We start from the raw sequence: 12,563 nt of genomic DNA on the forward strand, positions 1-12,563 counted from the left end.
GCCGCCGCGGTGGGGTGAGCGCGGATCCCCTGTCCGGGCCGTCCTCCTTCAGGAAAGCGGCGGGAACAGGGCTCGGGTGTCAGCACGAGACGGATGCGCTCACCCCACCACCGGCAACAACGCCCGGCAGCACCATGGCCGCCGTACTGTGCCGGGCGCCTGCCGCCGGATGCATGGCGCGCATCCAGCAGCGGGCGCTCACCTGTAATAGAGATCTGCGGCCGCGGAATTGACATCCGCCCGGAAAATCTCCCCCGTACGGGTGCCTCACCCCTCGCGCAGCTGATACCGCAGATACGCCGCCAGTTGCTGCTCGGCAGCCGCACGGTGGCGGTACAGCTCACGCATGTTCACCCCGTGCTCGGTCGCGAGGCGTTGCATCGGTTCACCCTCCAGGCGCGTACGAGCGATCAGCCGCGCCTCGGCAACGTTGATGACGTGTGCGGTCACGGCGAGGGTGAGCGCCGAGTACGCGTCCCCGCCCTCACCACCCACCGCTTCCAGGGACTTGGCCGACGCGTCGGCGAGGTCTGTCGCGCCCACGAACCGGCCCGGGCCCGTTTCCTCCGGCGCCACCTCCCGCGCGGCGCGGCGGTGTGCGGCATGGACCAGCCGGTGCACCGCCCGATCAGCCGCCGCGAACAACTCCCGGCCGCAGTCCGTGCTTTTCGCCTCCACCCCGTGCAGGGCCGCGGTCACCGCGACCAGCGCCTCCTGCTCCAGCTCCGCACGCTCCAGGTGAACCGGGCGCCCGAGCCGGGCCAGGATCCGGTGGAGCACCGGCACGGTCAGCCCGATGGCCACCGTGTCCCACGGCTCCCCGAGCCGCTGGGCACGGTCGACGGCCTCGCACCAGGCCCGCTTCCGCAACACCGGTGACGTACCGGGGTGGGCCAGGCGGGAGCGGAACTGGTCGACGGGCAGCGCGGCCTGCTCCGGCTCCTCGCAGACGAGGTGTGCGGGCAGCGTCAGCGGTTCCGGCGCCGTGGCAAGTGCGAGGAAGCACTCCTCCAGTCTGTGCAGCGGCGAAGGGTCACTGGACCGCGTACAGGCAGAGGAACGCGAGGAAAGAGGCGAGAGGTGGCGCATGCGCTTGCTCCTTGCGGGAGTGGGCGGACGACGTTCACCGCCACCCCTGTCACCCCCTCGCGCCACCCACAGACCGGCTCCGCTCCACCCCCGCTCGACGACCGGCCCAGTGGACCGCGACGTACGACGTCATGCCACCGGCCCGCGCCCCTGACCAGCCTCGTCTGCCCTCCCGAGCCGTCCGCAATCGAACAGAGAAAATCCGCCCCCGTAGCTGCGAATCCATCGAACCCGGCCACACGTGGCCCGGCAGCGGCTCCGGGGTGGCTCACCACTGGCCCGGTGGGTGCTCGCCCTCGGCCCCACCTACGCCCCCGGTACGCCACCCACTACGTCCGACACGTCCGCGAAGCCGCCGCCCGCCCCAACGGCTTGCACAACATCGCACAGGGCAGCCACGTTGGCCTCAGCACCGCCTCCGCCGCCCCTGGGACAGGGGGCCTGTCCCGACCTACGCGACTACGCGTGACGTGACCCCGCGCGGCCTGCCCCGCGGTAATGGACGGACGGCATGAGGCCCCCTGGCCACCGCAACGCACCGCCTCTCCCTCGCAGAGGAGCACTGTTCGCGGTGGCTCGGCACTGGCCCGCCCGTGGCTCGCCGCTGGACCGCTTGTGGTTCGGCACTGGCCCGCCGGTGGCTCGCAACTGGTTCGCTGCACCGCTGAACTGGAAAAACGCGACCGCACAAGCAGGCTGACCGCGCGCACCACACGCGGCTGCCGCTCCCTCGGAGGTTGCACGCCGGGGGCATGCCGATCCCGACGCGGCATCGGTTCGGATCTGCTGGTCCCGGCTTGCCGCGAGGCCGTCGCTGAGGTTGCCTTGGTGATCAGACGTCGGCCGGCGGCCGTAAAGGCTCCAACAAGCATCGGGCGACACCGCGTTGGAAGTGCGATCACGCGAACGGCTCACCGCTGCGGTCCCGCCCCTCCTGCGTCTCTGCGCCTCATGCAGGGGCAGAGCTGTCCGGCCCGGCGTTCCTCGTCGTGCTGAACGAAAGGGCCGGAGCGATGGCATACGCCGTGCACCACCGTACCGAGGCCGTCGACGGCCTGGAGGTGTTCTACCGGGAGGCCGGTGACTCGCAAGCACCCGTCGTGCTCCTGCTGCACGGCTTCCCGACAAGCTCGCACATGTTCCGCCATCTGATCCCGGCTCTCTCGGACCGCTACCGGGTCATCGCGCCCGATCACATCGGCTTCGGCCAGTCGGCGATGCCGAGCCTCGATGAGTTCCCCTACACCTTTGACGCCCTCACCGGGATCACCTCGGGGCTACTCGACCGCCTGGGCATCAACCGGTATGCCATGTACGTACAGGACTACGGCGCACCCATCGGATGGCGGCTTGCGCTGCAGGACCCGAAACACATCACTGCAATCATCAGTCAGAACGGCAACGCCTACACCGAAGGCTTCGTCAAGCCCTTCTGGGACGGCCTGTTCGCCTACGCCAAGGCACCGGGTCCACAAACCGAAGCACCGGTGCGCGGCGCGCTGACCTCCGAGGTCACCCGCTGGCAGTACGTGAACGGCGTGGCTGACCAAAGCCTCGTCAGCCCCGACAACTGGATCCACGACCAGGCGCTGCTCGACCGGCCGGGCAATGACGAGATCCAGCTCAAGCTCTTCCGCGACTACCCCACCAACGTGGATCTCTATCCTGCCGTGCACCAGTACTTCCGTGACTCCCAGGTGCCGCTGCTGGCCGTCTGGGGCGCGAACGACGAGATCTTCGGCCCGGAGGGCGCCCGCGCCTTCCAGCGGGACCTGCCCGCGGCCGAGATCCACCTGATCGAATCCGGGCACTTCGCACTGGAGAGCCATCTGGAGACCATCACCCAGCAGATCCGCGACTTCCTCAGCCGTGCCACCGCCTGACACCGTCACAGATCCACCCGGAACGGGCAAACGTCCGGGCCGTCCACGATGACCTCGACGGGCGTGCCCCGACCAGCTCACGCCGTAGTCACTGTTCAGGCATGGGGAAGAACGGCGACTGTGGCAGTGGGCCAGATGAATCCCCCTCGGCCCGACCAGTGATCGGCACACTCCTTCCGACGCTGCCTCGCGTCCTACTCGCCCGCAGTCACCCGAGCCGCCGCGGGATGGGAAGTCGGCCTGGCTGACCCACTTGGCGTCCTCAGCACGCCGCACCGAGCTGTGGCCGCTCAAGATGCGGTAGGCGCGCGTGACAGGCATCGAGCGATCTGCGGGAGAGAGGTGTCATGGAGGCGAACGGCACGGGTGCGGGGCGTTCGCCTCGTGACCGGCCAGGGGACGCCCCGGCGGGCGAGCGTGAGCGCGAGAGGCTGACGGTACCGGAGGGGTTGGCGGCGCTGTCGCTGGACGCGTTGGCCTCCGTGGCCTACGGCCCGGAGGCGATCGTGGTCGTCCTGGCTGTGGCTGGGAGCACGGGCCTTGCGTTCACCCTGCCGGTCACGGTGGCGATCGTGATCTTGCTGATCGCGTTGACCCTCTCCTACCGCCAGGTCATCGAGGCGTTCCCGCAGGGTGGTGGCGCTTATGCGGTGGCCGGGAAGCACCTGGGCCGGCATGCCAGCCTGGTCGCAGCGGCATCACTGATCATCGACTACGTGCTGAACGTGGCGGTGTCGATCACCGCCGGAGTGGCCGCGCTGACCTCGGCCTACCCCTCCCTCTACGGCAATCGGGTTTTGCTGTGCGTGCTGATTCTCGTCCTCATCACGGCAGTCAACCTGTACGGGATCGCCGAGGCCGCCAAAGCGATGATCGTGCCGACTGTGGTGTTCGTAGGGGCGATCTTCACGGTGATCGTGACCGGGCTACTGCGCTCGCATCCGGTGACCGCTCCCACGCACCCTTCCAGCACGGCTGTCAGCACCGTCGGGGCCTTGCTCCTGCTGCGGGCGTTCGCCTCCGGCAGCGCGGCGCTGACCGGGGTGGAGGCGATCGCAAACGCCGTGCCGACGTTCCGCAAGCCCAGAGTCAGGCGAGCGCAGCGCACCGAAGTCGCCCTCGGTGCGCTGCTGGGGTTGCTGCTTCTCGGGGTGTCGGTGCTGATCAGCAAGTTCCATGTCGCACCGAATCCCACCAAGACCGTGCTGGCGCAGCTCACCGATGCCTCGATCGGCCACAACGTGGGCTACTACGTGGTCCAGTTCGCAACGATGACGCTGCTGGCACTGGCGGCGAACACCTCGTTCGGCGGCCTGCCCGTGCTCGCTTCGCTGCTGGCCCGTGACAACAACCTGCCGCACGTCTTCTGGCTGCGCGCCGACCGACAGGTCTACCGCTATGGCGTCGTGGTTCTCGCCGTTCTCGCGCTGATCCTGATCATTGCGGCGGAGGGCAACACTCAGACGCTGGTGCCGGTCTTCGCCATCGGGGTCTTCGTCGGTTTCACCCTCTCCCAGGCCGGTATGGTGCGGCACTGGTACCTGGACCGCGGTCCGGGCTGGCACTGGCGGGCTGCCCTCAACGGTCTGGGAGCGGTTCTGACCGCTGTAGCCCTCGTCATCCAGCTGATTGCCAAATTCTATCGGGGCGGCTGGCTCGTCATCGTGGCGGTGGTTGTGCTCGCCTCCTTGTTCGCAGCGACCCAGCGTGCCTACCGGCGGATCGGCACGGCCATTCGTCTCGGTGAGGCGCCCGGCCCGCCGGTGAAGCGGCGCTCCCTGGTAGTGGTGCCGGTCGGCGCCGTCAACGTGATCACCAAGGAGGCACTCGGCGAGGCCCTCTCCTTGAGCGACGAGGTCCGGGCCCTCACGATCGTCCACACGGAAGCGCCGGAAGAACGTGCCGAGCAGCTTCGCGCGGCGTGGAGCGCATGGCAGCCGGGAGTCCCGCTGACCGTGGTGCGCAGTCCCACTCGTTCACTCACCCGTCCGGTCGTCGACTACCTTCGCAAGGTCGATGCCGAGGGCCGGCACGAGCGCGTAGTGGTGCTGATCCCGGAGGTGCATCTGTCGCGCCCCTGGCTTCGGTTGCTGCAGAACCAACGCGGCGCAATCCTTGACCGCGCCATCCGCCGTCACACCGACGCCGTCATCTGCCGTTTGCGCTACCGCATCGATGCCTCCGAGTAGTCGGCACGACCGACAACCACCTCGCGCTGCGGCGCCGCACCGCGGTGGCGGCGCCTGCCGCTCCCCGGTAGACGTAGGGGCACACGAGCTGATCCAACGGGCCTACGGACGCGCATCACCTTCGAGTCTTCCACCGAACGTGATGGGCGGGACCGCAGCGGCCCCTTTGCCAACAGGCTTGGCCATGCCCGTGCCGGCCCGACACCGGGCGCCTGGTTTCCGGCGTACTCGCCCCCTGGCAGCGGTCCGTGCGTTCTATTCCGAACGGATAAGTTGTGCGAGCACCTCTGCCTCGCTGTGCTCAAGATCCTTCGTCGCGGTCAGCAACGTCACCGGCTCGCTCTGGGCCTCATCACGCAGGTGACTCAAAGCCTCGGCCCGCTCCGGTTCTGTCAGCTCGCTCTCGTAGCGGCGCTTGAACTCGGCGAACTTGGCAGGCTGATGGCCATACCAACGGCGCAGCTCAGTGGATGGCGCCACCGCCTTGAGCCACTCGTCCAGGTGGGCCTTTTCTTTGGACAGGCCGCGAGGCCACAGCCGGTCCACCAGCACCCGTCTACCGTCGGACGGTCCGGCGTGCTCATAAACGCGGCGCGCACGCACCTCCTGCATGACACGGTCACCCCTTCTCCAGTCCCCGACGGACACCCCGCCCGCAACGTGACCCGCCAGGCGGTGCGGTCCTGGTGCGTTATTACCTCCAGTGTCACCTCCAGCCGATCGGCTTGCTCGTCTGTTCTGCACGCAGCTGCCACTTAAAGGGCCGACTATGTCGACTCTGCATACGATCCGGGACTTCTCTAATCAATTTCCTGGTCGGCCTGCACCTTGAAAAGTACGGGAATGATGAAGCAATGCAATTCATGATTGGAGACGGCGACAGATGAAACTCCGTGAACTGAGCAGAGGCCCCAACCACACCCCACCCCTGTCCGCTCCCCCGTCCCTCCGCGCCAAATCCGGTCTCAGACCTCATCTCGGGGGAAGCTCAGCGCTCGTTGAATCCCCGGTCAGACATTCCCCGGCTGCTGAACCAGCATCGCTCCGGTTGTCTCCAGCTGGACGGTCTGGTTACCGCCACATACCCGCCGGATCGGGTGAACCAGGGATACCAGGGCCTCCGCAACGGCAAGAATATTCGCGGCGTCCTCATCTTCGGCTGCCCCAAAGAAACGATCACGGGATCGACCATCATGGGATACGACTACATCGTCGTCGGCGCAGGCACCGCCGGGAGCGTGTTGGCGTCGCGCCTGTCGGAGAATGCCGACGTACATGTGCTGCTGCTGGAGGCGGGGGAAGCCGGACCGCTTGACCTGATGGCCACGCCCGGAGCGTGGCCCGCGCTGATGGGCAGCAGCGCCGACTGGGCCGGTGTCTCGACTGCTCAGCGGTTCACGGGGACGACGATGCCCCTTCCTCGAGGACGCGGGCTCGGCGGGTCCTCCAGCATCAACGGACTGAACTTCGTGCGCGGCCACTGCTCGAGCTACGACCGGTGGCCGGCCCTGGGCGCCGCCGGCTGGGGCTTTTCTGACCTGCTGCCGTACTTCCGACGCAGCGAGCACGCTCCCGGCCACGACCCCGCCCTGCGTGGGCAGGACGGTCCGCTGACGGTCGGGCCGCCGCTCCGGCCGCATCCAGTGATCACCGCGTGCGTCGAGGCGGCCGTCGAGGTCGGCCACCGCAGGGCGGACGACATCAGTGGTGGTCTGGAGACCGGTTTCGGCTGGTGCGACAACACCATCGCCGACGGCCGGCGGCAGAGCGCCGCCGACGCCTATCTGCGGCCGGTCCTGCGCGACCGGCCCAACCTCGACGTCGTGACCCGGGCCACTGTCACCCGGGTGCGCGTCACCGGTGGGCGCTGCACCGGGGTCGAGTACTTCCACGAGGGCCTGGAGCGGGCCGCCGACTGCGCGGAAGAGGTCGTGCTCAGCGCCGGAGCGATCGCCACCCCACAGCTGCTCATGGTGTCCGGCATCGGGCCGCGGGACCATCTGCGCGAGGTCGGTGTCGAGGCGGTGCTGCATCTTCCCGGAGTTGGTGCCAACCTCCAGGACCACCCGATGTCGACGCTCGTCTACAGCTCGCGCCGGCCCGTTTCCCACAACCCCGACAACCCGCCTGGGGAGGCCGTCGGCCTCGTCCGCACAGGTGCCGCCACGGACGGCCCCGACCTGCAGATCGTCTGTGTCAGCCTGCCCTACCGCACACCCTCGCTGACCGGGCCGGACAACGGCTACGCCCTCGGCTTCGCCGCGATGGCCCCCCGCAGCCGCGGCTCGGTCCGGCTGGCCGCCGCGGACCCCCGGGTGATGCCGCTGGTGGACCCGAACTACCTCGGCGACGAACGGGACGTGGCGACGATGAGGGCCGGTCTGCGCATCGCCCGCGAGATCGGGGGCGCCACCGCCCTGGGCTCCTGGCGAGAGGCCGAGGTCCAGCCCGGCCCGGACGTCCGCGACGATGCCGCCGTCCTCGGCTACCTGCGCCGCAGCCTGCTCGCCTACTTCCACTACTGCGGTACCTGCCCCATCGGCGACGACGAGATGGCCGTCGTCGACCCGGAGCTGCGGGTGCACGGCATCAGCGGTCTGCGGATCGCCGACGCCTCGGTGATGCCGTCCCTGGTGTCGGCCAACACCAACGCCACCGTGTATGCCATCGCCGAACGCGCCGCCGAGCTGCTCGGGCGCACTCCTGCATTCCCAGACAGACAGACTCAGGGGATGGCATAAAGATCGGTTTTGCTCTTCCTGATCGATCGGAGACGTGGTCGTGTCGGTCGACATGAGCACTGTGGACGAAGCGAAGTTGAACGAACTCCTCGGGAAGGTCATGACCGACCTGGGCGCGGTCGCGGCGGTGCCCCTGGCTCTGCTCGGGGAGAGGCTGGGGCTCTTCCGGACCCTCGTGGACGGCGAAGCCGTCACCCCGGAGCAGCTTGCGGAGCGCACCCGGACCACCGAGCGCAACGTCCGCGAATGGCTCGCCGCGATGGCCGCCAGCGGATATCTGACCTACGAGGGCGGTGACCGCTTCCGCATGGCGGTGCCGTCTGGCACGGTCCACCTTGCTGGCAGCCGGGCCTCCCGGCGCCTGGGCGATGTACTCGTCCAGGACCGACAGCGCCACGTTGCTGAGCAGGGGCGCGAGAATTGACCTTTGTGGGGTCCCGGCGGTGGTTTCCCGCAGCAGACGGTCCTCTCCGAGGATGCCCGACTTGAGGAAAGCCTTTACCAGTTCCAGGATGCATCTGTCCCCGACTCGACGTCGCACTCTGTCCATCAGGGCCGAATGTGAGAGGTCGTTAAGTCCCTTGCCTCTCGGTTCGTGATCGCTCGTTCGTGGTACTGATCGTCGCACGGGTCCGTTTTTCGGCATGTGCATGCGGGGATGCGGGGCATGGAGCGAAGACCGTATCCGAGCGACTTGTCGGACGAGCACTGGGCGTTGATCGAGCCGATGATCACTGCCTGGAAGCAGGACCGGGTGAGCCGGTCAGCGACGGGAGACCCCGGGTCCTGCGATCTCCGGGAGGTCGTGAACGCGATCTTCTACCAGAACCGGACGGGCTGTCAGTGGCGATATCTGCCCCATGACCTGCCGGCCTGCTCGGCGGTCTTCTACTACTTCACGCTGTGGCGCCAGGACGGGCTTGACCAGCGAATCCAGGAACTCCTGCGCTGCCAGGTGAGGGAGAAGGCCCGCCGATGAGAGGACCCGTCCCTGGTGGTCATCGACACCCAGTCGGTGCGTGCGGCCGCGGGTGTCCCGAAGACCACCACGGGACTGGACGCCAACAAGCAAACGCCGGGGCGCAAGCGGGGACTGGCCGTCGACGCGCTCGGACTGATCATCGGCGTTGTCGTCCTGGCCGCGTCGGCACACGACAACGCCGCCGGGGTGGCCCTGCTCGACAGGGCGGCCGCACGGTGTGGAAACCGCCTGGAGAAAGCCCTGGTGGACCAAGGCTTCAAGGACGAGGTCATCATCCACGGCGCACTCCTGGACATCACCGTCGAGGTGGTCCGACGCAACCCGGACGACCAGGGCAGGGGCTTCGTCCCGCAGCCCAAGCGGTCCTACCTTGTTCGTGGGTTGGACGGGCCGTCGTAAGGTCCAGAGGCTCAGGGACACCGGGTATGGCTTCCAAGCGGTTGCCCGCGATGGTTCCATCCACCTGGCCGCCCGGTGTCTCACGACGACTCGGCCGCTGATTAGGAGCTGCGAACGCCTTCGAGCGGATCGCTGAGTAGGACCGCGCCGGCGAGGTCGTCCGGGAGAACAGCACATCGAACGACCGGAGGAACTGGTGGCCCGGATCTGGGCGGGTACGAACATCGGCAAGACCCATCACCATTGCGTGGTTCTGAACGCGGAGGGCGAACGGCTGCTGTCGCGGCGCATCCTGAATGACGAGCCGGAGCTGCTGGCCCTGCTCGCCGACGTGCTTGCCCTCGACGAGGACGTGGTCTGGGCGGTCGACGTCGCCGCCGGCATGGCCGCCCTGTGGATCAGTGTGCTGCTCAACCACGGCCAGCACCTCGTCTACATACCCGGCCTGGCCGTCAACCGAGCCTCGGCGGGCTACCGGGGCATGGGCAAGACCGACGCCAAGGACGCCACCGTCATAGCCGACCAGGCCCGGATGCGCCGAGACCTGACGGTCCTGCGGCCGGACGACGAGCACACCATCGAGCTGCGGGTCCTCACCAACCGCCGGGCCGACCTGACCGCGGACCGCACTCGCAGGATCAACCGCCTGCGGGGTCAACTCACCGGTATATTCCCGGCCTTGGAACGGGCCCTTGACCTGGGAATCGCCGGACCGCTGGTCCTCCTGACCGGCTACCAGACTCCTGCCGCCCTTCGTCGGACCGGAGGAAAGCGACTGGTGACCTGGCTGCGCAACCGCAGCGTGCGCAGTCCCGAGGCCCTGGCCGAGGCTGCCCTGGAAGCAGCTGCACGCCAGCACACCGCCGTCCCCGGGGAGAAGATCACCGCGCAGGTGATCCACTCCCTGGCCACAGAGGTGATGAACCTCAACGAGCAGATCAGCGACAGCGACAAGCTCATTGCTGCCCGGTTTCGCGACCACGAACTCGCCGAAGTGATCTCCAGCATGCCCGGCATCGGACCGTTGCTGGGTGCTGAGTTCCTCGCGGCCACCGCCGGCGACATGAGCCGCTACGGCACCGCCGATCGCCTGGCCAGCCTTGCTGGAGTAGCTCCGGTCCCCCGGGACTCGGGCAACGTCAGCGGCAACCTCCACCGGCCCAGGCGCTACCACCGCGGCCTGCAACGTGTCTTCTACACCTCTGCGCTCATCAGCATCCGCAGCTGCGACGACTCGCGCCGTTTCTACGAACGCAAGCGTGCTGAAGGAAAGCGGCACATCCAGGCAGTCCTCGCCCTGGCACGTCGACACGTAAACGTCCTGTGGGCTCTCATCCGCGACGGACAGTGCCACCAAAGCAACCTCCCCGTCACCGCTACGGCTTGACAACATCATTAGGAGGTGGAAGATCCACCCGCCCACCCGCATCGACCCCTTACGTGTCGATGTCGAAGCGCCCCCGCCGCCGGAGGGGGAGCCGGTTGCGGAGATCGTGCTGCGGGCCGGCGACATGCTCTACCTGCCGCGCGGCTGGTGGCACGCGGTCAACGCCACCGAAGGCCGCTCCCTGCACCTGACCTGCGGCCTGACCCCCACCACCGGCGCCGACCTGCTCACCTGGCTGACAGATCAGCTGCGGGCCTCGGCAACGGTGCGCGCCAACCTCCCCACCCACGCTCCCCGCAAGGCGCAGCTCGCCCATCTGGCTGCGCTGCTGAAGGAGTTCACTGCCGGCTTGCACGAGGGGGTGATCGAGGAGTTCCTGGCCGCGCGGGGCACGATGGACCCGGGCCGGCCGACGCCCTCGCTGCCGTACGTCGACGGAATCCCCGCCGAGACGGACCTCCTCGTCCGTCTGACCGCCTCGGGCGCCTGGTACGAGGTGGACGACGAAGGCCGCCTCGTGATGGGCGCGGGCGGGCAGCACTGGACGCTCGCCGCCACAGCTCTGACGGTGATCAAGTCCTTGACGGAGGGACGGAGCCTATCGCTGGGGGAGTTGGCGGTAGCCTCGCAGCTCTCCGTCGGCCAGATCGCCTCCCTGGCAACCGAGTTGGTCACCGCCGACGTCGCCGCCGTCAGCCACAGAAGGTAGCCCCGATGCTCACTGCCCCTGAACCCCACGTCAGGGACCGCACGCTCGCCGCCCGCGACCACGCCCACGCCCTACTGGGCCTGGATCGCGTCGCGGGCGGCGAGGTGTGGGGGTAAGCCGGCCGGACGCTGTCCGGCCCCGCCGAGGCCCCGGGCGGGCCCGCCCGGTTGCGGCTGGTCAGCGAAGTGGCAGGCAAAGCCGGTGGGAAGTTGTGGGAGGGCCCGAAGGAAGCCGAGGCGTCGGTGCCCGCCGTCGTGCCGCGGCCGCGACTGATCGACTTGGCGGACTGGTCCGCTGACGGCTTCGACTACCGCGGTGAGTTCTACGAACGCATCACCGCACCGCCGGTGTGCCGCAGTCCGGTCGCCGTCGGTGAAGTGCAGCTGCCGGAGGCCTGGTGGCATGGCCTGCACCGGGCGCTGGAACACCTCGCGGCCGTTCCCACCAGCCGTCAGGCGGTCCGCGAGCAGTACATTCGCCGCCGCGTCCCGGAGCACACCGGCATCACCCCCGGCGAAATCACCTTCACCACCTGCCACGGCGACCTGCACTGGGCCAACCTCACCGGCCCGACCTTGACCCTGATGGACTGGGAAGGCAGGGGCAGTGCCCCTCGACCGGCTCGTGCGCAGCGGCGCCTCGGCTGAGACAACGTGATAGCCGCTCAGTCGGACTTCTTGGTTCTTTGAGTGAAGCGCAGCCACGCGCTCAGGACTGACTGCAACTCAATCACCGCCTGCCGATTGAGTGTCTTCCCTGCCGCGCCGACGTGATTCTCACGCCCGTCCGCGACGTGTTGCGCATCCCCGACACGGGATGCGCAAATCCGTTGCCCTGGCTCCTCTTTGGTGACCTGCGATAGTCCAGGCCAGTGACTTACTGGCTCACCAGGCGGGGCGGATGGGCCCCGGTGGCGTAAGTCGGGTCAGCCCCACGCGGCTGGGGCGAGGGCTGACGCCCTCGCCCCAGCCGAAACTTCGCACTCAACTCTGCACGTGAACTCGTGCCGCGTCGGGCGCCGGTCAGGGTGGAAAGCCGATCGGGCAACGTTGCCGACGAACCTGCAGGTCGGCCTGCGCCCGGATGTCGCCAAGGACTTCGGGCACGGTGACGCGTTCCTGCGCACCCTCTTCGGCTCCCTGGACCGGACGGGTTCAGGCGAGGCCGGAGCAACGAGCGCCTGA

10 protein-coding genes and 1 pseudogene are annotated in these 12,563 nt (G+C 68.4%); 9 read left to right on the plus strand and 2 right to left on the minus strand.

What is annotated here, in order from left to right; translation table 11 throughout:
• Nucleotides 1–267: 267 nt before the first annotated feature.
• Nucleotides 268–1,089: a hypothetical protein gene (locus ACIQE0_RS28250; RefSeq protein ID WP_402337431.1), complete on the minus strand. Its 822-nt coding sequence runs from the start codon at nt 1,087–1,089 to the stop codon at nt 268–270.
• A gap of 1,013 nt (nt 1,090–2,102) precedes the next feature.
• Between ACIQE0_RS28250 and ACIQE0_RS28255 the strand changes: the two genes are divergently transcribed.
• Both ACIQE0_RS28255 and ACIQE0_RS28260 read left to right on the plus strand, forming a co-directional pair.
• Nucleotides 2,103–2,972, plus strand: a complete 870-nt coding sequence (locus tag ACIQE0_RS28255; protein ID WP_402337434.1) for an alpha/beta fold hydrolase — start codon at nt 2,103–2,105, stop codon at nt 2,970–2,972.
• 347 nt (nt 2,973–3,319) lie between these two features.
• Nucleotides 3,320–5,161, plus strand: coding sequence for an APC family permease (locus ACIQE0_RS28260; protein WP_402337437.1), 1,842 nt, complete (start codon nt 3,320–3,322; stop codon nt 5,159–5,161).
• Nucleotides 5,162–5,416: 255 nt separating this feature from the next.
• Here the strand turns inward: ACIQE0_RS28260 and ACIQE0_RS28265 are convergent, their stop codons facing one another.
• Entirely contained in the window at nt 5,417–5,773 is a 357-nt protein-coding gene (locus ACIQE0_RS28265; RefSeq protein ID WP_402337440.1) for a DUF488 domain-containing protein, read from the minus strand.
• Between the two features lie 485 nt (nt 5,774–6,258).
• Between ACIQE0_RS28265 and ACIQE0_RS28270 the strand changes: the two genes are divergently transcribed.
• The 7 genes and pseudogenes from ACIQE0_RS28270 to ACIQE0_RS28300 all read left to right on the plus strand — a co-directional run bounded on the left by ACIQE0_RS28270 (nt 6,259) and on the right by ACIQE0_RS28300 (nt 12,563).
• A complete protein-coding gene (locus ACIQE0_RS28270; RefSeq protein WP_402337443.1) occupies nt 6,259–7,902 on the plus strand; it encodes a GMC family oxidoreductase in 1,644 nt (547 codons plus the stop codon).
• 52 nt (nt 7,903–7,954) lie between these two features.
• Nucleotides 7,955–8,326, plus strand: coding sequence for a hypothetical protein (locus ACIQE0_RS28275; protein WP_402337446.1), 372 nt, complete (start codon nt 7,955–7,957; stop codon nt 8,324–8,326).
• A 243-nt stretch (nt 8,327–8,569) separates the two neighbouring features.
• Nucleotides 8,570–9,274, plus strand: a pseudogene (locus tag ACIQE0_RS28280) (IS5 family transposase); the annotation flags it as partial.
• A 205-nt stretch (nt 9,275–9,479) separates the two neighbouring features.
• Entirely contained in the window at nt 9,480–10,670 is a 1,191-nt protein-coding gene (locus tag ACIQE0_RS28285) for an IS110 family transposase (RefSeq protein WP_402337449.1), read from the plus strand.
• A 22-nt stretch (nt 10,671–10,692) separates the two neighbouring features.
• The gene (locus tag ACIQE0_RS28290) at nt 10,693–11,379 is read left to right on the plus strand and encodes a JmjC domain-containing protein (RefSeq protein ID WP_402337621.1); all 687 of its coding nucleotides are present in this window, start codon (nt 10,693–10,695) and stop codon (nt 11,377–11,379) included.
• A gap of 185 nt (nt 11,380–11,564) precedes the next feature.
• On the plus strand, nt 11,565–12,026 hold the full coding sequence (locus ACIQE0_RS28295; RefSeq protein ID WP_402337452.1) for a hypothetical protein: 462 nt from the start codon (nt 11,565–11,567) through the stop codon (nt 12,024–12,026).
• Between the two features lie 402 nt (nt 12,027–12,428).
• Nucleotides 12,429–12,563 (plus strand): hypothetical protein, encoded by a 135-nt coding sequence (locus tag ACIQE0_RS28300; RefSeq protein WP_402337455.1) that lies wholly within the window; start codon nt 12,429–12,431, stop codon nt 12,561–12,563.

The sequence above is a fragment of the Streptomyces sp. NPDC093097 genome, from assembly GCF_044754325.1.
Lineage (GTDB): Bacteria > Actinomycetota > Actinomycetes > Streptomycetales > Streptomycetaceae > Streptomyces.